Below are 25,847 nucleotides of genomic sequence, written 5' to 3' on the forward strand. Positions count from 1 at the left end.
TGGCTTGGTATTCATATTCTTGCCCTTGTCCTCATATGATGGGGACAAAGACGGCGGGAGGATGGAGCTGTGGGAAACCAATCCAAAAAGCTGGCGGCTGTTCTGGCGGGTGTGACTGCGGTCATAATGATCGGACAAGTTGGCAGTGTACGTACATACATTACGGAGATCCGTGATGGGCCAGGTACGCAAAATGCTTTTGACATGTTCAAGGAAGCAACGGGAGAAGATGCGCTGTTGTCGGCGATTCGGGATAAAGCGGCTGAGACGAAAATTGCTCCGGTGAATGCCAGAGTGGATCGGGTATGGAAAGCGATTCCTGGCTATAATGGGATGGAGATTGATGTGGAGGCGACATATCGGAAGGCGCTCAGTGGAACGTTGAATACCAAAATTGCTTATATCTACCGTCAGATTGAGCCGGAGATTCAGCTTAAGGATTTGGGTGCACATCCCATCTATCGGGGGAATGCGAACAAACCGATGGTTTCTTTTATGATTAATGTCGCGTGGGGGAACGAATATATTAAACCGATGCTGGATACGCTGGATGCCGAGAAAGTGAAGGCTACTTTTTTTCTGGATGGAAGTTGGTTAAGCAAAAACGCTGAACTGGCCAAGGAGATTCAGAAACGAGGGCATGAGCTGTCCAATCATGCATATTCTCACCCGAATATGAGTCGATTGAGCGCAGAACGGGCCAGACTGGAAATTAGTAAAACCCAGGATCTGCTCCATAAAACACTGGGGGTTGAGAATCGCTGGTTTGCTCCGCCTTCCGGTGACTTTAATCAGAAGACCGTTGACATTGCTTCTTCCATGGGATTGCAAACTGTGCTATGGACAGTAGATACTGTAGATTGGCGTAAGCCAAGCCCGGATGCCGTTGTTGCCAAAATTGCGAAAAATACCGAGGCAGGCTCGTTAATTCTAATGCACCCCACAGCTGCTTCTTCGGGAGCTTTAAAGGGTATGATTCAATCCATTCGGGCCAAAGGTCTCGTGCTCGGAACGGTAAGTGAGACGTTGTCTTCGGAACGTGTAAACACGTCTGCGGTTGAGTGAACGTTGTTTTTTTGTTAATATCAAAAAGTTGGAACCAAATGTCTATTTCAATTACAAGATTGAGATCAAGGCAATTATAGAGATGTAGGAGGGCCAACCATGAAAAAAATTCAGCTGGGCAATGGCCTCAGAGTTGTCATGGAACAGATACCGACCTGCCGTTCTGTGTCTTTCGGAATATGGGTCAAGACAGGTTCGCGTAATGAGCAACCTGCAAGTAACGGAGTATCACATTTTATTGAACACATGTTATTCAAGGGAACAGATCGTTATGATGCCAAGGCAATTGCGGAGCAGTTCGATGCGATCGGTGGTAACGTGAATGCGTTCACTTCCAAAGAATACACGTGTTATTATGCTAAAGTATTGGATGAACATTTACCGATTGCAGTTGATGTGTTATCTGATATGTTTTTCCGTTCCAAAATGGATGATGGTGAATTGATCAAGGAGAAAAACGTCATTCTGGAAGAAATCTCAATGTATGAAGATACGCCTGATGATATGGTTCATGATCTGATGGCCTTGGCTGCCTATGGTGAGCATCCGCTCGCATACCCTATTCTGGGTACGGAAGAACGACTCAAAGCGATGGATTCCAGCCATCTGCGTGCATATATGAAGGAGCACTACACGATTGAGAACACAGTCATCAGTATTGCGGGTAACATTGACGACAGTGTAATTGATCTGATGGAGAAGCATTTTGGTGATTTTGATGTAAATGGCGTAACGGAAGCAGTTACGATGCCAGCGTTCCAAAGCGGACAGCTCTTCCACAAAAAGAAAACGGAACAGAATCACATCTGTATCTCGTTCCCGGGCTGTAAAATCGGGGATCCGCTTCAATTCGCCATGGTTGTTCTAAATAACGCCATTGGTGGAGGCATGAGCTCCAGACTATTCCAGGAAATTCGTGAGAAACGGGGTCTTGCATACTCCGTGTATTCCTATCATAGCTCTCATGCAGACAGCGGACTTTTCACCATATATGCGGGTACAGCACCGAAACAGACCAAAGAAGTGCTCGACCTGACCAAAGAGGTTCTGCGCGACCTGGCTGTAAACGGCTTGTCCGAAGATGAACTCCGCAAAGGAAAAGAGCAGCTGAAGGGAAGCCTGATTCTTAGTTTGGAAAGCACAGGCAGTCGCATGAACCGTCTGGGTAAAAACGAGCTGATGCTGGGCAGACACCATACGCTCGATGAGATGATCACCAAAATTGAGCAAGTTACCATGGACGATATTAACGCGGTGCTTGATCTGATGTTTGCTGAGCCTTTTGCACTTGCCATGGTTGGCGCTTCAGATAAGACAATCGCTGGATTGAGAAGGGATGATTTTGTTGCATTACGTTCAAATACAGAAACTGCCGGGCAATGAAGATATTAAGCTGCCACAAAAAATGTCGGAGCTGGCATCCGGCTTTGATGTCGTAGCTGCACTTCAGGAAGACGTTGTATTACAACCGGGGCAGCGCACGCTGATTCCAACCGGACTTGCGATGGCGATGCCAGCTGGCTTGGAGGCACAGATCCGGCCTCGGAGCGGACTGGCTTTCAAACATGGAATTACCTGCCTCAACACACCGGGTACCATCGATGCGGACTATCGCGGAGAAGTTAAAGTGCTGTTGATTAATCTGGGTCAGGAACCGTTCACGATTGTACGGGGAGAGCGCATCGCACAGATCGTCTTCCAGACCGTGCCTGCGGTTGAATTGACGGAAGTGACTGAACTTTCAGAAACGGTACGTGGCGAAGGCGGATTTGGCCATACCGGGAAATAATCAGCGTAAATATACCCATTCTTTAGAGTCGTCCCTGACAGGGGCGGCTCTTTTTTACATTTGAGGAACGGACGGTTGAATGCAATTATTGTTTTCACCCCCCTGTGGGCCCCTGCATACGATAAGGCATACATGTGGTGAAAGGAGTGACGTCCCGATGCTGACCGGAGTCCGGATTGTAGTCCTGGGCGGAGATGCGCGGCAGCTTGAAGTCATTCAAAAGTGCGCTGAGCTGGATGCAACGGTAAGTGTGGTGGGTTTCGATAAAATAGAGCGTTCCATTCCAGGGATCGAGCACCAGGAATTGGAAGACGAAGTATTTGCTTCCGCTGATGTACTGGTACTGCCTGTTGTCGGTTGCGATGACCAGGGAAAAGTAAGTACTTCATTCAGTGATACGCCGATCTATCTGAAAAAGGAACACATTGCAGCATTACCGGAGCATTGTATTGTGTTCACAGGTATGGCTAAGCCATTCTTGCGCGAACTTTGTCTTGAAAATGGGCTGCGACTTGTTGAAGTACTTGATCGTGATGATATTGCACTTTACAACTCTATTCCAACAGCTGAGGGAGCCATCGCCATAGCTATTCGGGAGACGGACTTCACAATCCATGGTTCGGAATGCATTGTGCTGGGCATTGGTCGAACAGGATTCACAATGGCCAAAACACTGCAGGGACTTGGAGCAAATGTACGGGTGGGAATCAGGCGGGAAGAGGATGCTGCCCGCGCTACAATCATGGGCTGGAAGCCTTTCATGACAACGGATTTGGCCGCTCAAACCGGGGAAGTTGACTTGCTTTTTAATACGATACCGACTATGATAATCACAGCACAAATCCTGTCCAGAATGCCGCAAAAGGCTGTCATTATCGACCTCGCATCCGCTCCTGGCGGTTGTGATTTCAGGTATGCCGACAAACGCGGTATCAAAGCGCTACTTGCGCCTGGCCTCCCCGGCATTGTTGCTCCCAAAACGGCTGGCGGCATTATTGCCGACGCGTTGATCCGTTTGCTTTTGGAAGAACAGAACGCACGGGAGGTTAAATCATGAACTGGCAGGGAAAAACGGTAGGTTATGCAATTACGGGGTCTCATTGTACGTTTGAAGAGGTTATGCCGGTTATTAGCCGCTTCGTGGCTGAAGGCGCCAACGTCATTCCGATTATTTCCAATTCGGTTCTGACAACCGATACACGCTTCGGTACGGCGCAAAATTGGCAAAAACAGTTGAAAGATATAACGGGTAATGATATCATTTCTACAATTGTTGAAGCGGAGCCATTAGGGCCTTCCAAGCTGCTTGATGTGCTGGTAATTGCTCCATGCACAGGCAATACAACAAGCAAGCTGGCTAATGCGATGACCGACAGTCCAGTGCTAATGGCAGCCAAAGCGCAAATGCGCAATCAGCGTCCACTTGTGCTTGCTATTTCCACGAATGACGGTCTGGGCTTGAATGCTGCGAATATCGCCAAATTGCTCGTGGCCAAATATTTGTATTTTGTGCCATTTGGGCAGGACGATCCAGTGAAGAAACCAAACTCGTTAGTCGCCAAAATGGAATTGATTCCAGAGGCTTGCTGGAGTGCCCTTGAGGGCAAACAGTTGCAGCCGATGATTGTGGAGCGTTCTTCACAAGCTTAAGGGATTATTGATTCGGTGACAACGTTTATGCGCTTGGAGAAATGAAGGGTTTGAGAGACAAAGAAAATCATGGGGGACGATATGCTGGATTGAACAGCTGCTTGTGTCCACGTTCCTGTCTATAAGGCATTCCTGCTTGCGGCAATAAAGGTTAAGCAAGCGGGAGAGGTCTATTGTGAGTGTATGCGTCATGATCTCGATAACAACCGCCACCTTTCATTTGTGATTGTCTCAGACAATTACAAAAAACAAGGAGCGGCAAGGAATGCCGTATAAAATGCTGAAATTATTGCATCAGAACGCTCCCTAGAGTGATCCATTTGTTGATTTGACCCGTGTCCAGTCTTCTTGCGTACACAAATGGAGGAATAAAGATGCGTATCATGGTACAGAAATTCGGAGGCACGTCTCTCTCCACTGTTCAGGCGAGAGAGCATGTGCTCCGTCACGTTAAACGTGAACTTGAGGCAGGATTGAGTCTAGTCATTGTTGTGTCTGCAATGGGGCGCCGCGGCGAGCCGTATGCGACCGATACATTGCTGGATTGGGCTGCACAGAACGGAAACGCACTATCCGCACGCGAAAAGGATTTACTGCTGTGCTGTGGTGAAATCATATCTGCAACGACTTTGAGCAGCTTACTCGAACACGAAGGCATTCCAACTACAGTGCTGACCGGTGCACAAGCAGGTTTTGTGACGGACGACAATTTCGGGAATGCCCGGATATTGGATGTCCGTCCTGTTCGTGTGTTGGAGCAGCTTCAGCTGGGCCGTGTCGTTATTGTAACCGGATTCCAGGGGCAGACGGAGAATGGTGACTTCACGACATTGGGTCGTGGGGGAAGTGATACGTCTGCAACAGCTCTTGGTGCAGCATTACGTGCTGAAATGGTGGATATCTACACAGATGTGAACGGGATACTCACTGCCGATCCGCGAATTGTTGAGGATGCGCGTCCGCTGACTGTTGTGAGTTATGCTGAAATCTGTAATATGGCCCACCACGGGGCCAAGGTAATCCATCCACGTGCGGTCGAGATTGCCATGCAATCCCAGATTCCGGTGCGGGTAAGATCTACTTTTGCAGACACGGAAGGAACGCTGGTTACGCATCCGGAAGGTTTTCGGGATGTACAGACAGGCATAGTGGACCGTTATGTAACAGGCATTGCCTACGTAAGCAATGTAACCCAAATTACGGTGGATGTACCTGGTGGTGCAGATCGATTGCAACTTAAAGTGTTCAAAACCATGGCTGAGAATTCGATCAGCGTTGATTTTATTAATGTTACCCCCTCGGGAGTTGTCTATACGGTTTTTGACAGTGATTCCGAGAAAGCCATACAGGTATTGCAGGAGATAGGTCTCAAGCCACAAAGCCTGTCCGGTTGTGCTAAAGTGTCCGTCATTGGCGGAGGCATTAATGGTGTACCCGGAATTATGGCTCGAATTGTCGAGTCCTTGACACTGGCTGACATTCAGATCCTGCAATCGGCAGATTCGAATACAACGATCTGGGTGCTCGTAAAAAAAGAAGATATGGTTCAGGCCCTGAGGGCACTTCACGCCTCATTCGAACTTCATTTATAAGTAACTGGAGTTAGAGGAGCCAAACCTGTTTTGAAGGAGGAATCGAATTGGACTTTGGAAGATTGATTACAGCAATGGTCACTCCGTTCAATGAACAAGGAGAGATTCATTGGGAGGAAACGGCACGTCTAATCGACTATCTGATTGTAGATCAAAAGTCGGAGACGCTCGTGGTTTCCGGAACAACAGGGGAGTCTCCAACACTTAGTGATACTGAGAAAGTTCAATTATTCGAATTTGCAGTGAAACATGCGGCCGGTCGGTGCAAGATTATAGCCGGAACGGGAAGCAACAACACGGCACATTCCATCCATTTGACACAGGAAGCTGAACGTGCCGGAGTGGATGGCATATTGTTGGTTGTTCCTTATTACAACAAACCAAGCCAAGAGGGTTTGTTCAAACATTTTGAAGCGATTGCAGGCTCTACCAAGCTGCCTATTATGCTGTACAATGTGCCTGGGCGTACAGTAACCAGCCTGTCAGCAGCAACAACGCTTCGTCTTGCACAGATTCCTAATATTGTCGCTACGAAGGAATGTGCGTCTACAGAGCAGGTTACGCTGATTGCAGCAAGTGCTCCAGAACATTTCAGAGTTTACTCCGGTGATGATGCCTCAGGCTTACCAGCGATTGCGGTTGGAGCACATGGAATTGTCAGTGTGGCCAGTCATGTCGTAGGGGCAGAAATGAAGAAAATGATTGACGCCTTCTATAGTGGAGAACCTCTTCAGGCTGCTCAGATTCATCAGCAGCTGTTCCCTGTGTTTAAAGGCCTGTTTGAATGTCCACAACCTCTACCAAACCCGGTAGCGGTGAAATACGCGCTGACATTGCGTGGATTGAATGTTGGATCTGTCCGCTTGCCCCTTATTCCGCCAACGGAAGAGGAGCAGGTTTATATCAAGGGTCTGCTTAATTTGTAATCATTTAGGTTGCAAATGGAACTATTATATTAATCATGAGAATTTCATTAGATCAGCAAAAGAACCGCTCCTCGTATTCGAGGTTGCGGTTCTTTTTTTACGAGTAATTGTGAGGTTTCTTTTCGATTGCTAAGGGGAAACCTACAGGTTAACGAGAGAGTGACTTGTTTTTTTTGTTTTTAATCATGTATAATGATGTCAAGTGACTGGGTGCGGTATTTTTTTGAAATTGAAAGCGACATCGTTTCGTGGTGTGGCTTTGCGGTGAAAAAGGAAGGAACGGCTAAGAGGGAATTTTCAATCCAACTTGTTGGTAAAAGGGAATCACTTCGAAGAACTTCTTCCAAATATCGTGAATAAAGGTGTTCTTTTGCATTCATCCCGATAGGTGGGTATGTGATGTATGGACTACTTTTCTTAACTTACAATAAATAATAAGGTACGACGTCCAACTACCATAGGAGGTTTAGATTCATTTGTCTAAGAAAAATAATAACGATAAACTGATGATTTTTGCTTTGGGCGGCGTAGGCGAGATTGGTAAAAATATGTACGTCATCCAATACGCCAACGACATTGTAGTCGTAGATGCTGGTCTTAAATTCCCTGAAGAAGACATGCTTGGTATTGATATTGTCATCCCTGACATTTCTTACCTGACTGAGAACCGTGACAAAGTAAGAGGGATCATCCTTACTCACGGACATGAGGATCACATTGGCGGCCTGCCATATGTTCTCAAACATCTGAATGTTCCTGTATACGGAACTAGACTGACGCTTGGACTTGTAGAAAACAAGTTGAAAGAAGCGAATTTGCTGGGTGAAACCAAACGTATTCTGATTGATGCAGACTCCGAGATTCAACTTGGAACTGCATTGAAAGCATCGTTCTTCGCTACTAACCATAGTATTCCGGATTCTGTTGGTGTATGTGTCGAAACACCGGAAGGTGCAGTAGTTCACACAGGTGACTTCAAATTCGACCATACTCCAGTTAATGGTCAATATGCAGATCTTCAGCGTATGGCACAGATCGGAACAAATGGCGTGCTAGCGCTGTTGTCTGATAGTACAAATGCTGAGAAACCTGGATTCACACCATCGGAGAAAAATGTGGGTATCGTTCTGGAAGATATCTTCCGTAAAGCGAGTCAACGTGTCGTTGTAGCGACATTTGCTTCCAATGTACACCGTATCCAACAAGTCATCAATGCAGCAGAAGTGACTGGACGTAAAGTTGCAGTTATTGGACGTAGCATGGTGAATGTCGTGGGTATTGCTTCAGAACTGGGTTACCTTGAGATTCCGGATGGCATGATCATTGAACCAGAAGAAGTAGGCAAGATGGCTGCTGATCGTGTCGTGATTCTCTGCACAGGAAGTCAAGGAGAGCCAATGTCTGCACTGACACGTATGGCTCGTTCCACGCACCGTAAAGTGGACATCCTGCCAGGCGACACTGTCATTATCGCAGCAACTCCGGTTCCAGGTAATGAAAAATATGTAGGCCGTACAATTGATGAACTCTTCCGTCTGGGCGCTAACGTGCATTACAGCGGTGCTAACAGTGGGGTTCACGTATCTGGTCACGGTAGCCAGGAAGAGCTGAAACTGATGCTCAATCTGATGAAACCGAAATTCTTCTTGCCAATTCACGGTGAATTCCGTATGCAGCGCCGTCACGCGGTTCTTGCTGAATCTGTAGGCGTAGAACCGGAAAACATTTTCATTACGGATATCGGTGAAGTGATTGAAATTCAAGGCGGAGCAGCACGCAGAGCAGGTAAAGTGACTGCTGGTAACGTGTTGATTGATGGTTTGGGTGTAGGCGATGTGGGTAACATCGTACTGCGTGACCGCAAATTGTTGTCCCAAGACGGTATCCTTGTTGTCGTGGTAACCCTGAGCAAACAGGACGGAAAAATTGTTTCCGGTCCAGACATCATCTCTCGCGGATTTGTGTATGTACGTGAATCGGAAGGACTTCTTGATGAGGCCAACCGGATCGTTAGCAGCACATTGCAAAAGTTGATGAGTGAGAACGTTAACGAGTGGGCTTCACTCAAAACGAATGTTAAAGATGCATTGGGACGCTTCCTATATGAGCAAACTCGTCGTAGACCGATGATTTTGCCAATCATTATGGAAGTTTAAAATAGGCTAAACAAAAACATATATTCAGGCACACAGTCGCCCCTTCTCTACGAGTAATATTGGACGGTTCCTCGTAGAGAAGGGGCTTTTTTTGCGTTTTTCAGGAGATCGCAATGGAATCAATATGTGAAGCAATTTAGATGAAGCGGGTATAAGGCAGCTGGAAAATTCCCCATACTAAGGAATACATTAAATGTTTCTGGAGAAGGGGATAAAAGAAATGAATGAACGTATGAATGGCAAGCAGACATCAAGATCCAATCAGCCGGAAGTTGAAGCACCGGAGATTCCAATGCAGGAGGATAAGAACATCTCTCCCGTGACAGAGACGATTCAGCAATTTGGGCAGACACAGTCGCCTGCTGGTGAATCGAATATTTTCTGTATGACCATTATCGGACAGGTCGAAGGGCATTTAATTTTGCCCCCACAAAATAAAACAACAAAGTACGAGCATATCATTCCACAGCTGGTGGCTGCAGAACAAAATCAGCGTATTGAAGGTATTCTGATCATTTTGAACACGGTAGGGGGAGATGTGGAGGCAGGTCTGGCCATCGCAGAGATGATTGCTTCACTAAGTAAACCTACGGTTACCGTGGTCATTGGCGGCGGGCATAGCATTGGAGTGCCGATTGCTGTAGCTTCAACGTATTCTCTCATTGCCGGAAGTGCAACGATGACCATTCATCCCATTCGGATGAACGGCCTTGTTATTGGGGTACCTCAGACGTTTGAATACATGGAGAAAATGCAGGAACGGGTTGTTCGATTCGTGACTTCTCATTCGAATATCTCTGAGGATATGTTCAAAGAACTGATGTTTAAGACCGGTGAGTTGAATCGGGACATTGGTACAGCTGTAGGAAGCGCAGATGCAGTGAAGTATGGGTTGATGGATGCGGTAGGCGGAATTGGACAGGCCATTGCTCAGTTAAATCAGCTCATAGGAGACAAGAGACAGACTCTGCAAGCGGGAGGTTACACCCAATGACGTTGTATACAGTGATGCCCCCTGAACAGCTTTGGTCGGGAATGTGGAAAGAGGGCGAAGATACAAGGGAGATCAAGATGAATGGTTTACTGATGCAGGTGAGGCCTGTCAATGACAATGAAGCTGTTATTGTACGTTTACTGGATTGTCCACTTGAGGCCTACCTCGATCCGAGTAATATGCCCGGTTCGACCGTGCCGCTTTCAGGTAACTCGGGATCAGCATAACGCGACGAATTCAGACAAATTGAGCAGAAAAAGAACATATGTACGGAATATATATGTATGGTATAATATTCTTCTGGGGGTGACCTGATTTTGGCCAGAAGAAAAAAGAGGAAAAAAAAGGGCGCTGGTTTTAGTGGCGTTTTAAAATACGAAATTTACGGGATTGTGCTTATTACCCTCGCTGTCATTGCATTATCGGGTGAAGCCACCGTTGGACGTTCGCTTTCCAAGATGTTCGGGTTGATACTTGGTAAGTTTTATTTTGCGATTCCGCTTGTTGGTATCTATTATGGTCTCATGGTGATGATTCACCGGAAATGGCCGAGTGGCTGGACTACACGCAAAACAGGATTGGTATTGCTGGTCTTTGCCTTAACCCTAATGAGTACCGTCTCTGCAATGCATCAGAAGCTCATTCCTGTAGGTGCGCTTGAGCCCGGTGCTGTGATTACACAGGTACATAATGATATGCAAACCGAGTTGCTGACCCCCGCTGCACCAGGAGAGAGAGACTCCATGCTTAACAAGGATATCAGCGGTGGTTATCTTGGAGCCGGGCAATTTGCTCTTTTCCTGTGGCTGTTCGGCAGCCTTGGTGCAAGACTTATCATGATTGTCATGTTTGTCATCAGTTTTATGCTGATTACAAGTCTATCTTATGTGGATCTGATTCGAATATTCCGAACCAAGGTCTGGGATGCCGGGAGTTCGATGTACAAGAAGATGGAATCGCGGGCTTCTGCACGCTCGGCTGCAACTTCTGATGGAAGGAAAAAAGGTAACGCTCGTAAAGTGGTGCCTGTTCCTGTTGAAGATGATGAAGACGAGTATGAGGATGAATTAGAGGAACGGCATCTGCCAAAACGAAAGGCACCAATATTCTTCCAACTTTTTGGAAAATGGGGAGCTAATCGAGAGCAGGAGACATCAGGACGTGAAATGGATGAGGTCGATTCGGTAGAAACAGAACAGATTGTATACCGCGCCGAACAAGATCACAATACAGGATCGTGGCAGGATACAACCGGAGATGCAGTGAACAAATCAGCTTCATCACCTATTCCAGTTCAGGCTGTTCAGGCTAAACCTAACTCAGCGCCGATCATACGAGACTTTTTTGAGCATGTCAGAGCCGAGGATGCAAGCATGGAAGATGATCTGGACGATGCTTATCCTTTCCCTGATGATCTCGCCGATCCAAATGTAGTTCAACAGGGCGAACAGGCGATTAAAATAACGGACGAACTGGTAGAGACAGAATGGTCAGCATCCGATGCGGGTATGGGCGAGCTGAATGCTGTGGATGGAATTCAGAGTGGAGAAGAACTGCCGAATGAATCAACCTCGGGTACAGATCTTCCAACTCCCGAGGGGCAGGACGCACAACCCATCAAACCACCGCCCCCACCTCCGAAACCGTACAAGCTGCCATCCTTCCGTCTCCTCGCCAAGCCGAACAATGGAGGCAAGGCGGGTGACCAGAAGGATTATATGCAGACAGCACGCAAGCTGGAAGCTACACTGGAAAGCTTCGGTGTTCGTGCCAAAGTACTTGAAGTGGTTCGAGGTCCGGCCGTTACAAGATATGAAATTCAGCCTGATATTGGTGTCAAGGTCAGCAGGATTGTAAGTTTAACTGATGATATTGCGCTGGCTCTGGCGGCAAAGGATATCCGGATGGAGGCGCCGATTCCCGGGAAGTCTGCTATAGGTATCGAGGTTCCTAATGGCGAGGTATCCGTTGTAACGATGCGTGAGGTAATGGAGACAGCTACGTTCCAGGATGCAGAATCCAAAGTGACCATTGCATTTGGCCGAGATATCTCCGGACAGACGATCATTGGTAACTTGGCTCGTATGCCCCATTTGCTGGTCGCGGGTGCGACAGGTTCCGGTAAGTCAGTGTGTATTAACGGAATTATTACCAGCATATTGTACAAAGCAAAGCCGGATGAAGTGAAGTTCCTGATGGTCGATCCCAAGATGGTTGAGTTGAACGTATATAACGGAATTCCGCATCTGATGGCGCCAGTAGTAACTGATCCTAAACGGGCCTCACTTGCGCTCAAAAAGATTGTGGTCGAGATGGAGAAACGATATGAGCTGTTCTCCAAATCAGGCACACGTAACGTTGAGGGTTACAACAATCTGATGAAAGATAATCCTGCGGCTGTTCTGCCTTATATCGTTGTCATTGTGGATGAGCTCGCAGACCTGATGATGGTTGCCGCCGGAGATGTGGAGGATGCCATTGCGCGACTCGCTCAGATGGCCCGTGCAGCCGGCATCCATCTGATTATTGCCACACAACGTCCTTCTGTTGACGTTATTACCGGAGTTATCAAGGCTAACATTCCATCACGGATTGCCTTCGGCGTATCCTCACAAGTGGATTCCCGAACAATACTGGATATGGGTGGGGCGGAGAAGCTGTTGGGTCGTGGAGACATGTTGTTCATGCCAATGGGCGCATCCAAACCGGTTCGGGTACAAGGTGCATTTATGAGCGATGAAGAAGTCGAGAATATTGTAAATTACGTACGTGGTCAAGGTGAAGCGCAGTATGATGAATCCATTGTACCTGAGGTGGATGATTCCATACAGGCAGCAGATGAAGTACAGGATGAGTTATATGAGCAAGCTGTACAGATTATATTGGAGGCAAAACAAGCGTCAGTATCCCTGTTGCAACGTCGTATGCGGGTAGGTTACACGCGTGCTGCGCGTTTGATTGACTCCATGGAAGCCCGGGGTGTCATCGGTCCTTACGAGGGTAGCAAACCACGGGAAGTGCTGGTTTCGCTTGAACAGTATCAACAGAATAAAATAAGCTCATAGTGACTTGGAAGCACCAGTCGCTAAGCCCTCAAACTTATTGGTTGAGGGCTTTTTGTATGCTCAGCAGATTGAAGTTTTGCCATCTACTCCAAAGATCGGATGATTTGGTGCATAGGAAACAAGCAGGCTTGTCATAATAACCTTAGCGATTCTGTTAATCCCACAAGAGAAAGGTAGAGCACAGTCGATGCGAAAAATGAACCTATGGCTTTTCACTGCTATTTTGCTGATATCCGCATTGGGAATTCGTTATTTGCTTCCTGGGAATACAGCAACTGAAAGTTCAGCTGAGCGTACACCGCAGGTAGAAGAAAAGGCCATGCCTACGTTTAGCAGCAATACAGTGAAATATGGAAGTTACGGTCAGGACGTATATGAGCTTCAGGGGCGTCTGAAGTACCTGGGATTTTACAATGGTAAAATCGACAGTAATTTTGGCAGCAGCACACTGAAATCCGTCAAATGGTTTCAATCCGAGTTTGGCATGAAGGCAGATGGTGTGGTTGGAGCTGAAACCAAGCTCAAGCTGTACAATGCTTCAACCAAATGGTCGCCAACAGAACCGCCGCTACACAAGGAATCCTCAGGTGGTGGCGGGGGAAGCAGCAATAACACAGCAGACAAAGAGCAGGATAATATGGGGTCTGCCAATGCACTCGGTCTCTCGGAGAATGAACTCAAGATTATGGCTAACGCCGTATATGGTGAAGCTCGGGGTGAACCGTTTGAAGGTCAAGTCGCAGTGGCGGCAGTCATTCTGAATCGCGTAAAATCACCAAGTTTTCCGAGTACACCCTCAGGCGTAATTTTTCAACCAGGTGCATTTACGGCTGTAGCGGACGGACAGATCTATCTGGAACCAAACGCACAAGCCAAAAAGGCAGTTGAGCAGGCCCTGAATGGCTGGGATCCGTCCGGCGGTTGTCTCTATTATTTTAATCCTAAGACAGCAACATCGAAATGGATCTGGACCCGTCCACAGGTGAAAACAATCGGGCAGCATATCTTTTGTATGTAATGATGTTGGAAGCAACCAGAAGGCGTGACTTCGGTTGCTTCTTGCCTTTTGAATGGGTTAAAATGGTTGTTACGTTTAGCTTCATACGATTGCATGACAAATGACGCCGTAAAGGGGTTTTGACAGTTGAATACATCAGGATTCGAACGAGGTAGCAAGAGAGAGTTTCGTATACATGTGCTTCCGACTAAACGATTCAAAACGTTTGCTATATCGCTGTATGCAGGCGTTCCCTTACGAGAAGATACAGTAACCAAAGTAGCGCTGACACCCTTTGTTCTGCGACGCGGGACGGAGTCCTATCCGGAAACAACGCAATTCCGTGAGCAACTGGAGCATCTGTACGGAGCCGGTTTTGGTTTTGACGTCTACAAACGTGGCGATTATCAGATTGTACAGTTTCGGATGGATACCATTAATGATTCGTTTGTTGGAGGGGATGAACAGCTACTGGATCGTTCATTTGCCTTCCTAGGAGAGGTTCTTACCCGACCTGCACAGGAGAATGGACATTTCAGGACGTCTTATGTACAAGCAGAGCGAGAGACGGTCCGCAAAAAGCTGGAGTCCATCGTAAATGATAAAATGCGTTATGCCGCTGAACGCAGTATTGAGGAGATGTGCAAGAACGAGCCGTACCGTCTTCACCCACTGGGTGAACGAAAGGATCTGCCCGGAATTGAACCGGACACACTCACTGCGTCTTACCAGGAGTGGCTGCAACAGGCGAGTATGGATCTGTATGTGGTAGGGGACACGACACTTGAAGAGGTTGAGAACCTGGTTCAACGTCATTTCAAAGTAGATCGAACGTCCTCGTCCGATTACCAGACACAGGCGGCAGTTCGAGGAGACAAGGAAGTAGAAACCGTTGTCGAGCGACTGAATGTGAGTCAGGGAAAACTCAATATGGGGCTCCGTACATCTATCACTTATGGAGATCCTCAGTATGCAGCAGCACTAATGTACAACGGGATACTCGGTGGTTATCCTCATTCCAAACTGTTTGTAAATGTTCGTGAAAAAGAAAGCCTTGCGTATTACGCGTCTTCGCGATATGACGGACATAAGGGCATTGCCACCATTCAATCCGGGATTGAAATCCCTAATTATGAAAAGGCCGTCACGATCATCAAGCAACAGCTGGAAGAAATGAAAAGTGGAACGATCAGTGATCTTGAAATGTCCCAAACCAAAGCGATGATTCGCAACTTGCTTAAGGAAATGCAGGATTCTGCTTTTGAGATGATCGCTTATGACTTCAATCGACAGTTGTCTGGCAAGGAGAGAACGGCTGAAGAACTGTTGACTCAGGTAGAACAGATCAGCAAGGAAGACGTTCGTGAGGCGGCAGAACAATTCCGTCTGGATACGATTTATTTCTTGCGGGACGAGAAGGAGGAATAGTCGGTGGAGAGCATTCGGTATGAGCATTTGCAGGAGACACTATATTACGAAGTAATGGATAACGGACTGCATGTCTATATTTTGCCTAAACCGGGATTCCAGAAAACGTATGCTACGTTTGCAACCAAGTATGGATCGGTGGATAATCATTTTCAGGTTGAAGGACAGGAAGCGGTGAAGGTTCCGGATGGGATTGCCCATTTCCTGGAACACAAAATGTTTGAAGAACCAACAGGTGATATTTTTGCCACATTTGCGTCTCACGGTGCCTCAGCCAACGCATTTACGAGCTTCGATCAGACGGTTTATTTGTTTTCAGCGACCGAACATGTGAATGAAAATATACAAACATTAGTTGACTTTGTGCAAAATCCTTACTTTACGGATCAGAATGTGGAAAAGGAAAAAGGCATTATTGGGCAAGAAATTGACATGTATGCTGATAATCCGGATTGGCGTGTTTATTTTGGATTGATCGAAGCCATGTATCAGAAACATCCGGTGCATATCGATATTGCCGGAACGGTGGAATCCATCCGTACGATTACCAAAGAGATGTTGTATGAGTGCTATAACACCTTTTATCACCCGAGTAATATGCTCCTGTTTGTGGTAGGTGGTGTAAATCCACAGGAAGTCATTGATATGGTTCGTTCGAACCAGGAACAGAAGGATTATAAGCCACAAGGGAGTATCGAACGTTTCTTCGAACCGGAGCCAGATCAAGTAGGAGAAACCAGACGGGAATCGAAACTGGCAGTTTCACTGCCCAAATGTCTGTTTGGATTCAAAGAGACGGACGTTGGACTCACCGGAGAAAAATTGTTACGGCGAGATATGACAACGCAGCTGATGATGGATCTTTTATTTGGCTCAAGTACACGATTGTTTCAGAAGCTCTACGATGAAGATCTGATCTCGGACAGTTTTGGACATGAGTATAACAGTTCGCCGCAATATGCGTTTTCAGCCATTGGTGGGGATACGAAAGATCCGGACCAACTGCTCGTGCGTATACGTGAAGAAGTGGATGCCATTGTAGAAAAAGGGTTCGAATCCACGGATTTTGAACGTGCACGCAAAAAGAAAATAGGCGGATATTTGCGTATGCTCAACTCTCCGGAGAACATTGCGCATGAATTTACACGCCAGCAATTCCGTGGCGGTGATTTCTTCAATATGCTCCCGCTCTATGAATCGATTACACTGGAAGATGTAAATCTCAGACTGAGAGAGCATATTCGCTGGGATCAACTGGCTGTATCGCTAGTCGTGAGTCCTTGATATGGAGAGGGGAACCGGACAATTGAAGGCAATTGGGGAAATGACTGTACTGGTAACTGGAGCAAGTGGTGGCATCGGAGCGGCTATCGCAGAACGTTTTGCCAGAGTGGGAATGAATGTTGTTATACACTATATGAAATCGCATGAAGCCGCGAATGAAGCTGCCAGACGGTGCATGGACCAGGGCAGTGGAAGAATCATGACCGTGTCTGCGGATCTTCGCAGCAGGGAACAGATTCAGCGTATGCGTGAGAAGCTGGAGTCACACCATCTCATGCCAGATATCCTTGTGAACAACGCAGGCATCTCGCACTATGGAATGTTGTCTGATGTGACAGAGGAAATCTGGGATGAGGTGATGGCCATTAATCTCAAAGGCACGTTTATGTGTACACAGGAGATGATGCCTCACATGATCTCCCAAAGGTATGGCCGAATCATTAATGTATCGTCAATCTGGGGACTGTCCGGTGCCTCTTGTGAGGTGCTGTATTCCACAACTAAAGGCGGGGTGAATGCATTCACCAAGGCGCTTGCGAAAGAACTCGCACCTTCCGGAGTAACCGTAAATGCCGTTGCTCCTGGCGCCGTTCAGACTTCCATGCTGGACCATCTGGATCAAAGTGAACTGAAGATGCTGGAAGAGGAAATTCCGGCAGGAAGACTGGCACAACCTGATGAAATCTCATCATTGGTCTATTTTCTGGCTCTACCTGAATCGGGTTATATCAATGGGCAGATTATCAGTCCAAATGGCGGTTGGTTAACGTAGAACAGCAAGAAACCAGAGTGGCAATGAACGAAACAGGTGAAGGTTGCCGAGAAGCAGGCGTCTTCCGGATTATTTTCAAGATGCTCGTATATAAAATGTCTCGAAAGCACATATTACAACTGTTGATTTTAAATCTCATGCGTTATCTAAGGAGGATTTATCATGTCAACAGAAAAAACAGTGCTCTCCAGTTTTGACACATGGAAGAAGTTCCTGGGTGACCGCGTATTGCAAGCAGAGAAGATGGGGATGAGTGAAGAAACCATTAACAAACTTGCGTATGAAATCGGCGACTTCCTTGATGAGAAAGTCGATCCGGCGAACCATTCCAACCGGGCATTGAAAGAGTTATGGGATGTCGGCGATGCAGATGAGCGTCGTACGATTGCGTGCCTGATGGTCAAATTGGCCAAACAAAACGCATAAGATTACAGATGAAGAGCTCCCGCAAGGGGGCTTTTCTCTAATGATTACAAACGGATTACAGAGCTGTTCTTGTAATTCATTTTCATTTTATATATCATTAACGTGACCCATTTTTAGAAGATGGCCCAGATTGTTGTCCAGCGGACACGTTCTGTTGCTGTCGAATAATGTGGAATAATGCATTACGGGGTGTTGAAATGGAATCTAAACAATGGTACATGGAATATAAAATACATAAGAACAGACCCGGTTTGTTAGGCGACATTGCCTCCATGCTGGGGATGCTTGAAGTGAATATATTGACCATTAACGGTGTGGAAGGCAAAACTCGAGGCATGCTGCTTGAATCGGATGATGATGAAAAAATCCGTTTGCTTGGTGAAATGCTTGGCAAAGTCAACAGCATCACCGTATCGGCTTTGCGTCAACCTAAATTGGTGGATATTCTGGCCGTGCGTCATGGCAGATACATTGACCGTGACTCGGATGATCGCAAAACATTTCGGTTCACACGAGATGAACTTGGGTTACTTGTGGACTTTTTGGGTGAAGTATTTAAGAGGGAAGGTAACCAGGTCATCGGTTTGCGCGGAATGCCTCGTGTCGGCAAAACGGAGTCCATTATAGCGGGCAGTGTATGTGCGATGAAGCGATGGACGTTTGTTTCCTCCACACTTCTTCGTCAGACCATAAGAAGCCAACTCTCCGAGGATGAATTGAACCCAAACAATGTGTTCATTATCGATGGTATTGTTAGTACAATTCGCTCCAGTGAGCGGCATTACAATCTGTTGCAGGATATTATGACCATGCCTAGCACCAAAGTTATTGAACATCCGGATATTTTTGTTCAGGAATCCGAATATGATTTTAATGATTTTGATATTATTATTGAACTTCGTAATAATCCGAATGAAGAAATTATTTATGATACGTTTACGGCTAGCTACACGGATGAATTGTAAGTAACCGTACGGAATCATGGAATAGATTAGCAACAACTCAAGAGATAAACATAAGGAGGAGATGGCATGTCTGAACTGGGTCAGCAGTTAAGAGAGGCCCGGCTGCAAAAAGGGATGAGTCTTGACGATGTACAGGAAATGACAAAAATTCGCAAGAGGTATCTGGAGGCCATAGAAGCAGGAGACTATAAAGTGCTGCCGGGCAGCTTCTATGTGCGCGCTTTTATTAAAACCTATGCGGAGACCGTGGGACTAAACCCTGATGAGCTGCTGGAGGGACACAAAAAAGACGTACCGGCAGAAGAGACGGAAGCAACAATGGAACCGGTGATACAGAAGCGTTCCAACCGTCCGGTTGAGCGTAGTAACAGGTGGATGTCAGTCGCACTGATGTGGACATTCCCCGTTTTGATCGTAGTCCTGTTGTATGTGTACGTAGTATATAACAAAGGTGATGACGCAGATAATCCGGGGCTGGATTCGGTCAAAATTACAGACAGTCAGCAACAACCTGAGGATAAACCGGATCAACCTGCCGACAACGGACAGGCATCTAATCCGCCTGCGACAGACCCAGGTACTGACGGTACTGGTGAAGGCGACGCTGGTGGTAACGGTGGCGGTACGGACACGGAAGGTCAGCCGGACGGTCAAACGGATGGCCAAACGGACGGAGAAACCGGAGAAAATCAGGAAGAACCGACAGACAATTCACCGTCTGCTGTAACGGTTGCAGAAGATGGGAAATCAGGCAATATTACAAACTTCAAAGTTAACGGAAGTGCAGGGCAACCTGTAACGGTTACGATCAAAGCCACAGGTCATAGCTGGCTGGAAGTGTATAAGGGCGAGAACTCCAGTGGAGAGAAGTTGGAGTATGGTAACACAGCCGAAGGCGACAGCTATACCTTTGAGCTTGATAGTGCAGGCATGTATATCAAGTCCGGTTATGCTGCCGCGACCACCATTGAGGTTGGCGGGCAAGTTGTAACGGATGGCAAGGCGACCAATCGGATCCGTTTGAAGCTTGGTGAAGACAGTGGCAGTACTGCTTCTTCCACAGGTGCTGAAAATGGTTCAACGGACAGCACAGGAGGCACCACTGGTAGCGAATAACCGGGTCAACTGCAGGAGATAATAAGCTTGTCTTAACTTGCAGTTAACTTTTGGTGAAGTGAGGTGGATGGCTGTGACAGTCAGCTGGATCGTAACGGGTTTAGGGATCATTGTCAGCCTCCTGGGTTATTACCTGACTCCAAGTGCTTGGGGTTACGGAATATTGGGTTTTGGACTTGCGCATGTCCTTCTGGGTGTGCTCGATATGTTCAGACAGCCCAACCGCAGCCGCTATTAGTTGGAAGCTGGACCAGCAAGCATTTTTGGCAACCACATCAAGTGGATGTCAAAAATGCTTTTTTCTTTGTATAAAACAGCTTGAAATTAGACTTTTGCTTAAGGTATCCTCTATAATGTTACAGAACATATGATTAACTGAAAGGGTGACTGGTTTGAGTTCAGAAAATTCATTTGATATCGTGTCCAAAATGGACTTGCAAGAACTGACAAATGCCGTTACACAAACCGAGAAAGAAATTGGCACTCGTTATGACTTCAAGGGCAGCAAGAGCAGTCTGAAACTGGATAAGGATGCGTTAACGATCGTATCTGATGATGAGACCAAACTCAAGGCTGTCATTGACGTACTGCAGTCCAAAATGGCGAAGCGTGGTCTACCATTGAAAAATATTGATTACGCCAAAGTAGAGCCAGCGTCTTCTGGTACAGTCCGCCAGCGTTTGAATTTTAAACAGGGGATTGATCAGGACATTGCGAAGAAAATCAATATCCTGATTCGGGACTCCAAGATGAAGGTGAAGAGTCAGATTCAGGGAGACCAGCTACGGGTAACAGGTAAGAGTAAAAATGATTTGCAAGCAGTGATGCAGCTGCTAAATGGCGCTAACCTGCCTCTGGATTTGCAATATACAAATTTCAAGTAATATGGCCTTTTTGTTGCAGAAGTGTTTTTTGACACGGTATTAGGCGTATATTATACTAAGTGTGCATTGCTGGCAGCCATGCATCAAGTCCAGTCCTCATCGTTTGCTGACTTTGTGAAAAGCAGTACATCTTCTGGAAGTCACCGGAACGTTTAAAGCGGTTTTGCTTTTGAGCGGTTGACTTTATTTTTTGCGTTTTTACATAGTGGTCATGTTAATATGGATTGACATTGAAACTGTACATTTCATGTTCCGGATGATGATAACGGGATTATGATGATTGTTTGGAGTAATGGAGGATATGAGGGAGGGCGTCTTGTGAATTTACCCAACCGGATTACGCTTGCACGAATTTGCTTAATCCCTTTTTTGATGGTGTTTCTGCTCGTGGACTTTCCGTTTTATCCAGAGCCGTTGCAACTTGGAAGCTTTTCGCTTCCATATAATCAGCTGATAGCTGCTGTTATTTTTATCATCGCCGCAAGCACAGATGGAATTGACGGATACCTTGCGCGGAAAAATAACATGGTTACCAATCTGGGAAAACTGCTCGATCCACTCGCAGACAAGCTGTTGGTTACTGCAGTTTTGATCTCGCTTGTGGAGATGGGCAAACTGGATTCCTGGATTGCAGTTGTTATAATTAGTCGTGAATTTGCAGTTACCGGCTTGCGCCAAATCGCATTGCTGGATGGTTCGGTTGTGGCGGCCAGTGCTTGGGGCAAGCTGAAGACGGTAGTTCAAATCGTGGCGATTGTGCTGTTGCTGCTGAACAATTTCCCGTTTTCATACACAGGTATTCACGTCGATATTATCGCCGTATGGGCGGCAGCGCTTATTACCATCTGGTCGGGTGTCGATTACTTTATCAAAAACAAAAACCTGCTTCATTTAACAAAAGCATAATGGTTTGTTCTTAAAATGGGTAATCATGAAGGAAGCATTGGGTCGGGGCAATAGGAGATTATCCTATTGCCCTTTGATCACTCACCACATGTACAGGAGGATGCTCAAATGAAGGCAGAAATCATTGCAGTTGGCACAGAGCTACTGCTTGGACAAATCGTCAATACCAATGCCAGATACCTATCCCGTGAATTGGCTGCGATGGGGATCGATGTATATTTCCAAACGGTGGTTGGGGATAACCTGAACCGACTTAGTGAAGCTATTCGCATTGCGCAGGGCCGTGCAGACGTTATTTTATTTTCCGGTGGCATTGGACCTACCCAAGATGATCTGACCAAGGATGCGCTCGCAGCTGTGCTTAACCGAAAACTGCATACAGATCGAATGGCTATGGACAAAATTGAGAGCTTTTTCAGAGATCGTAATGTGGACATGACAGAGAATAACCGACGTCAGGCGATTGTTATTGATGGTGGCACACCTCTGGCTAATGAAACAGGCCTTGCGGCGGGAAATGCGATTTCTGATAATGATAAACATTATGTTGTGATGCCTGGACCTCCTAAAGAGCTGATTCCAATGTTTGAACAGGAAGTCAAGCCTTGGCTGTTCCAGCATGTACTCACGGAAGAGATGCCGATCTATTCCCGAATGCTCAAATTCGCAGGTATTGGTGAATCTGCTCTAGAGGATCGACTCCTGGATCTGATTGACGCACAGACAGACCCTACGATTGCTCCTTACGCGAGCGAAGGCGAAGTTACTGTACGTGTCTCCACCAAGGCTGCGAGCGAGGGAGAGGCAAAGCTGAAGCTTGATGCGATGGAGGTTCAGATTCGGGAGCGTTTGACAGAACATCTCTACGCGAACGAGGATGTGCCTATAGAGTATACGATTGTAACCATGATGTCTGACATGGGGCTGACACTTAGCGCTGCTGAGAGCTGTACAGGAGGGCTTGTCATGCAAAGTCTGACTTCTGTACCCGGAAGTGCCTCAATGCTCAAAGGTGGAATCGTGTGTTACTCCAATGAAATCAAAGAAAAGCTGCTGAATGTGCCTCATGATTATCTGGAAGGTGAAGATGCGCCTGGGGCGGTAAGTCCGGAGGTTGCCAAAGTACTTGCTGAGCAGATTCGCATGATTGGCGATGCTGATTTTGGCCTGGCTGTTACCGGTGTGGCTGGACCGGGATATTCGGAACGCAAACCGCCCGGACTTGTCTTCATCGCTCTTGCTGAACGTGGAAAAGAGACGGAAATCCATGAGCTGCGTATTAATGGTAATCGCGAGACGGTTCGTATTCGTTCAGCCAAAGCAATTCTCTATCGCCTATGGCAAAAACTTGTGGCAATGGATTGATTAGTTAATCACTTTGATTGCATTTGGAACTCCAAACAGGTATAATTAAGAAAGACGGAAGAACCGTAGAATTAGGCTTTACAGCCTTGTTTACGGTTCTTTTTTCTGTTTAATGGAAAGTTTCCTTGAGGAAGAGGCGCCTCGGCCTTTACAAAAAAAACGAATGTATGTTCGAAAAAAAGCTTGGCAAACGTGTTAAAACAAGGTATCATTATCTTATAAACAGTAAAGGGTGTGAGCTTATTGTCAGACCGTCGTGCCGCGCTTGATATGGCGCTCCGTCAAATAGAGAAGCAATTTGGTAAAGGATCCATCATGAAACTGGGTGAGTCCACTCATATGAACGTGGAAATTATTCCCAGTGGTTCCTTGGCTTTGGATATTGCATTAGGAACAGGCGGCTTGCCTAAAGGCCGTATTGTTGAAATATATGGACCTGAATCTTCAGGTAAAACAACTGTCGCATTGCATGCGATTGCTGAAGTACAACGTGTTGGTGGACAAGCAGCATTTATCGATGCCGAGCATGCTCTTGATCCTCAATATGCAAGCAAATTGGGCGTTAACATTGACGAATTGCTTCTATCTCAGCCAGATACGGGTGAGCAAGGGCTGGAAATTGCAGAAGCTCTTGTACGCAGTGGTGCAGTAGATATCGTCGTTATTGACTCTGTAGCTGCATTGGTTCCAAAAGCAGAGATCGAAGGCGAAATGGGTGATTCACACGTTGGTTTGCAAGCACGTTTGATGTCTCAGGCGCTACGTAAATTGTCTGGTGCAATCAGCAAATCTAAAACAATTGCAATCTTCATTAACCAGCTTCGTGAGAAAGTCGGCGTTATGTTTGGTAACCCGGAAACAACACCTGGTGGTCGTGCTCTGAAGTTTTATTCTACAGTACGTCTGGATGTGCGTCGTATTGAGAGTATCAAATCAGGCAATGACATGATCGGTAACCGGACTCGTATTAAAGTTGTGAAAAACAAAGTGGCGCCTCCGTTTAAACAAGCGGAAGTGGATATCATGTATGGCGAGGGTATTTCAAGAGAAGGCAGTATCATCGACATTGGTACAGAGCTGGACATCGTTAATAAAAGTGGTGCATGGTACTCTTACGAAGGTGAGCGTTTAGGACAAGGCCGTGAGAACGCGAAGCAGTTCATGAAAGAGCATAAAGACATTGCTGAGATCATTGAACAAAAAATTCGGGTAGCTAGTAACTTGACTACCGCAGTTCCTGTACCAACTAGTGAAGAGCAACAAAAAGAAGCAGAAGAAGAACAAGAATTGTTTGAAATCAACGAGTAATCTCTCGAATCCTCCCTTGTAGGGAGGATTCTGAGGGGGTTCCACGGACTCCGTAAATTTATCTGATTGAGCTTGCATCAATCTGGATAATGGATTGTAGTGGGATTGCTCTTGCTGTCCAACAGCCCCTGTCCCAATGGACAGGGGCTGTTGGTACGCTAACTGTGGAGATGAAGGCCGGGCTGAGTTCCCGGCCTTTTATATTAGCGTTTTCGTCTTAATTGCAGAGATGCTTGGCGTAGTCAGAATGAACATGTTATGAAAGGGGAGACCTGAATGAACCAACATGACGAGGATTTATATGAAGAAGCAGAACAGGACGGCCTATCCCAATTTCCGGACAACGAAGAACTTGTTATTACACGTGTAGAACGAACGAAGCACAGGCAAGCTCGTTATCGAATCACGTTTGGCATCCACTCCATTACAGTTCTTGAAGATGTGATGATTAAATACAGGATGACGCAAGGCAATACCTTTATGAAAAAGGATCTGGAAGAGATCATTGTAGCTGACGAGCGACAGCGGACGTATGCACAGTCTTTGCGCTTTTTGGAGCATAAGCCGCGTAGTCGCCATGAATTAAGTCAGAAACTTCGTCAGAAGGAGTTTGCTTCCCCTTTGATTGAAGAGACGCTGGATCGACTTGAGCGGGAAAAGCTGGTGGATGACGATCTATTTGCAAAGGAATGGACAAGACAGCGTATGGAGGGCAAGCGGAAGGGAAAACTGTGGATAAGGCAAGAGCTGCGTCAAAAGGGCATTGCCAGTGAACTCATTGCTGAAGTACTGGAAAGTGTGAGTACGGATGCGGAATTTGAGACTGCCTTGAGTGCCGGACGCAAAAAATGGAATCAGGTCAAAGGGGACATTAAAGAGAAGAAAAATAAAACGCTTCCCTTCCTGATGAGACGTGGTTTTTCAATGGATATGGTGCGCCGCGTCGTGAATTGTTTAATTGAAGAAGATGAGGCTATGGACTCTGAAGAGGACGAAGCGTTGTTATGGGATTAGCAGACAGGAGTCTCTACACTGCATTCTCTTGACAATTTCTTTCGTCAAATACTAAAATGGACATGAGTCTGTAAGAAATGGACAACCCTTTTTCCTTCCAAAAAAGCGGTTTCGGTTTCTTAAGATTTATACCATTCTTAATTAT

The 25,847-nt window shown here is 46.5% G+C and carries 24 protein-coding genes; all 24 read left to right on the forward strand.

Going from position 1 to position 25,847, the window contains the following annotated elements:
- Positions 1-69 precede the first annotated feature (69 nt).
- The 24 genes from ACTHPG_RS06520 to ACTHPG_RS06635 all read left to right on the forward strand — a co-directional run bounded on the left by ACTHPG_RS06520 (position 70) and on the right by ACTHPG_RS06635 (position 25,702).
- The gene (locus ACTHPG_RS06520) at positions 70-1,065 is read left to right on the forward strand and encodes a polysaccharide deacetylase family protein (RefSeq protein ID WP_440388301.1); all 996 of its coding nucleotides are present in this window, start codon (positions 70-72) and stop codon (positions 1,063-1,065) included.
- A gap of 99 nt (positions 1,066-1,164) precedes the next feature.
- On the forward strand, positions 1,165-2,448 hold the full coding sequence (locus ACTHPG_RS06525) for a M16 family metallopeptidase (RefSeq protein WP_440388302.1): 1,284 nt from the start codon (positions 1,165-1,167) through the stop codon (positions 2,446-2,448).
- Positions 2,408-2,854, forward strand: a complete 447-nt coding sequence (dut, locus tag ACTHPG_RS06530) for a dUTP diphosphatase (RefSeq protein ID WP_339241652.1) — start codon at positions 2,408-2,410, stop codon at positions 2,852-2,854. The genes ACTHPG_RS06525 and dut overlap by 41 nt, the downstream gene beginning before the upstream one ends.
- A gap of 157 nt (positions 2,855-3,011) precedes the next feature.
- The gene (gene dpsA, locus ACTHPG_RS06535; RefSeq protein ID WP_076208873.1) at positions 3,012-3,911 is read left to right on the forward strand and encodes a dipicolinate synthase subunit DpsA; all 900 of its coding nucleotides are present in this window, start codon (positions 3,012-3,014) and stop codon (positions 3,909-3,911) included.
- Positions 3,908-4,504 (forward strand): dipicolinate synthase subunit B, encoded by a 597-nt coding sequence (locus ACTHPG_RS06540; RefSeq protein ID WP_062833836.1) that lies wholly within the window; start codon positions 3,908-3,910, stop codon positions 4,502-4,504. The genes dpsA and ACTHPG_RS06540 overlap by 4 nt, the downstream gene beginning before the upstream one ends.
- Positions 4,505-4,878: 374 nt before the next feature.
- Positions 4,879-6,096, forward strand: a complete 1,218-nt coding sequence (dapG, locus tag ACTHPG_RS06545; protein WP_253433880.1) for an aspartate kinase — start codon at positions 4,879-4,881, stop codon at positions 6,094-6,096.
- A 47-nt stretch (positions 6,097-6,143) separates the two neighbouring features.
- A complete protein-coding gene (dapA, locus tag ACTHPG_RS06550) occupies positions 6,144-7,022 on the forward strand; it encodes a 4-hydroxy-tetrahydrodipicolinate synthase (protein ID WP_440388304.1) in 879 nt (292 codons plus the stop codon).
- A 476-nt stretch (positions 7,023-7,498) separates the two neighbouring features.
- Entirely contained in the window at positions 7,499-9,178 is a 1,680-nt protein-coding gene (locus ACTHPG_RS06555; protein WP_062833839.1) for a ribonuclease J, read from the forward strand.
- A 292-nt stretch (positions 9,179-9,470) separates the two neighbouring features.
- Positions 9,471-10,172 (forward strand): ClpP family protease, encoded by a 702-nt coding sequence (locus ACTHPG_RS06560; protein WP_440390154.1) that lies wholly within the window; start codon positions 9,471-9,473, stop codon positions 10,170-10,172.
- On the forward strand, positions 10,169-10,399 hold the full coding sequence (locus ACTHPG_RS06565) for a YlzJ-like family protein (RefSeq protein WP_440388305.1): 231 nt from the start codon (positions 10,169-10,171) through the stop codon (positions 10,397-10,399). Before ACTHPG_RS06560 ends, ACTHPG_RS06565 begins: the two co-directional genes overlap by 4 nt.
- A 90-nt stretch (positions 10,400-10,489) precedes the next feature.
- Positions 10,490-13,237 carry a DNA translocase FtsK gene (locus ACTHPG_RS06570; RefSeq protein WP_440388307.1) on the forward strand — a complete coding sequence of 916 codons (2,748 nt, stop codon included), beginning with the start codon at positions 10,490-10,492 and terminating at the stop codon, positions 13,235-13,237.
- A gap of 187 nt (positions 13,238-13,424) precedes the next feature.
- The gene (sleB, locus tag ACTHPG_RS06575) at positions 13,425-14,255 is read left to right on the forward strand and encodes a spore cortex-lytic enzyme (protein WP_440388308.1); all 831 of its coding nucleotides are present in this window, start codon (positions 13,425-13,427) and stop codon (positions 14,253-14,255) included.
- Positions 14,256-14,381: 126 nt separating this feature from the next.
- Positions 14,382-15,662, forward strand: coding sequence for an EF-P 5-aminopentanol modification-associated protein YfmF (yfmF, locus tag ACTHPG_RS06580; protein ID WP_440388309.1), 1,281 nt, complete (start codon positions 14,382-14,384; stop codon positions 15,660-15,662).
- A 3-nt stretch (positions 15,663-15,665) separates the two neighbouring features.
- Positions 15,666-16,946 carry an EF-P 5-aminopentanol modification-associated protein YfmH gene (gene yfmH / locus ACTHPG_RS06585; RefSeq protein WP_440388310.1) on the forward strand — a complete coding sequence of 427 codons (1,281 nt, stop codon included), beginning with the start codon at positions 15,666-15,668 and terminating at the stop codon, positions 16,944-16,946.
- A 1-nt stretch (position 16,947) separates the two neighbouring features.
- The gene (ymfI, locus tag ACTHPG_RS06590; RefSeq protein WP_440388311.1) at positions 16,948-17,718 is read left to right on the forward strand and encodes an elongation factor P 5-aminopentanone reductase; all 771 of its coding nucleotides are present in this window, start codon (positions 16,948-16,950) and stop codon (positions 17,716-17,718) included.
- A 162-nt stretch (positions 17,719-17,880) separates the two neighbouring features.
- A complete protein-coding gene (locus ACTHPG_RS06595; protein ID WP_017689119.1) occupies positions 17,881-18,144 on the forward strand; it encodes a DUF3243 domain-containing protein in 264 nt (87 codons plus the stop codon).
- 197 nt (positions 18,145-18,341) lie between these two features.
- Positions 18,342-19,109, forward strand: coding sequence for a DUF3388 domain-containing protein (locus ACTHPG_RS06600; RefSeq protein ID WP_053783847.1), 768 nt, complete (start codon positions 18,342-18,344; stop codon positions 19,107-19,109).
- A 66-nt stretch (positions 19,110-19,175) separates the two neighbouring features.
- Positions 19,176-20,225, forward strand: a complete 1,050-nt coding sequence (locus ACTHPG_RS06605) for a helix-turn-helix domain-containing protein (protein WP_440388313.1) — start codon at positions 19,176-19,178, stop codon at positions 20,223-20,225.
- 73 nt (positions 20,226-20,298) lie between these two features.
- Positions 20,299-20,463, forward strand: coding sequence for a hypothetical protein (locus ACTHPG_RS06610; protein ID WP_167350848.1), 165 nt, complete (start codon positions 20,299-20,301; stop codon positions 20,461-20,463).
- A 154-nt stretch (positions 20,464-20,617) separates the two neighbouring features.
- Positions 20,618-21,109 (forward strand): YajQ family cyclic di-GMP-binding protein, encoded by a 492-nt coding sequence (locus tag ACTHPG_RS06615; RefSeq protein ID WP_017689115.1) that lies wholly within the window; start codon positions 20,618-20,620, stop codon positions 21,107-21,109.
- A 318-nt stretch (positions 21,110-21,427) separates the two neighbouring features.
- Positions 21,428-22,015, forward strand: a complete 588-nt coding sequence (gene pgsA, locus ACTHPG_RS06620) for a CDP-diacylglycerol--glycerol-3-phosphate 3-phosphatidyltransferase (protein ID WP_440388314.1) — start codon at positions 21,428-21,430, stop codon at positions 22,013-22,015.
- A 108-nt stretch (positions 22,016-22,123) separates the two neighbouring features.
- Positions 22,124-23,380 (forward strand): competence/damage-inducible protein A, encoded by a 1,257-nt coding sequence (locus ACTHPG_RS06625; protein ID WP_440388315.1) that lies wholly within the window; start codon positions 22,124-22,126, stop codon positions 23,378-23,380.
- Positions 23,381-23,623: 243 nt separating this feature from the next.
- Positions 23,624-24,688, forward strand: coding sequence for a recombinase RecA (recA, locus tag ACTHPG_RS06630; RefSeq protein WP_440388317.1), 1,065 nt, complete (start codon positions 23,624-23,626; stop codon positions 24,686-24,688).
- A gap of 276 nt (positions 24,689-24,964) precedes the next feature.
- Entirely contained in the window at positions 24,965-25,702 is a 738-nt protein-coding gene (locus ACTHPG_RS06635; RefSeq protein WP_440388319.1) for a regulatory protein RecX, read from the forward strand.
- The last annotated feature ends 145 nt before the right edge of the window (positions 25,703-25,847 follow it).

Source organism: Paenibacillus sp. SAF-068, assembly GCF_051967555.1.
GTDB lineage: Bacteria > Bacillota > Bacilli > Paenibacillales > Paenibacillaceae > Paenibacillus.

Coding starts and splice junctions, on each gene's coding strand:
- ACTHPG_RS06525 (WP_440388302.1), top strand. CDS start 1,165: ATGAAAAAAATTCAGCTGGGCAATGGCCTCAGAGTTGTCATGGAACAG.
- dpsA (WP_076208873.1), top strand. CDS start 3,012: ATGCTGACCGGAGTCCGGATTGTAGTCCTGGGCGGAGATGCGCGGCAG.
- ACTHPG_RS06540 (WP_062833836.1), top strand. CDS start 3,908: ATGAACTGGCAGGGAAAAACGGTAGGTTATGCAATTACGGGGTCTCAT.
- dapG (WP_253433880.1), top strand. CDS start 4,879: ATGCGTATCATGGTACAGAAATTCGGAGGCACGTCTCTCTCCACTGTT.
- ACTHPG_RS06560 (WP_440390154.1), top strand. CDS start 9,471: ATGCAGGAGGATAAGAACATCTCTCCCGTGACAGAGACGATTCAGCAA.
- ACTHPG_RS06565 (WP_440388305.1), top strand. CDS start 10,169: ATGACGTTGTATACAGTGATGCCCCCTGAACAGCTTTGGTCGGGAATG.
- sleB (WP_440388308.1), top strand. CDS start 13,425: ATGCGAAAAATGAACCTATGGCTTTTCACTGCTATTTTGCTGATATCC.
- ymfI (WP_440388311.1), top strand. CDS start 16,948: ATGGAGAGGGGAACCGGACAATTGAAGGCAATTGGGGAAATGACTGTA.
- ACTHPG_RS06595 (WP_017689119.1), top strand. CDS start 17,881: ATGTCAACAGAAAAAACAGTGCTCTCCAGTTTTGACACATGGAAGAAG.
- ACTHPG_RS06600 (WP_053783847.1), top strand. CDS start 18,342: ATGGAATCTAAACAATGGTACATGGAATATAAAATACATAAGAACAGA.
- ACTHPG_RS06605 (WP_440388313.1), top strand. CDS start 19,176: ATGTCTGAACTGGGTCAGCAGTTAAGAGAGGCCCGGCTGCAAAAAGGG.
- ACTHPG_RS06625 (WP_440388315.1), top strand. CDS start 22,124: ATGAAGGCAGAAATCATTGCAGTTGGCACAGAGCTACTGCTTGGACAA.
- ACTHPG_RS06635 (WP_440388319.1), top strand. CDS start 24,965: ATGAACCAACATGACGAGGATTTATATGAAGAAGCAGAACAGGACGGC.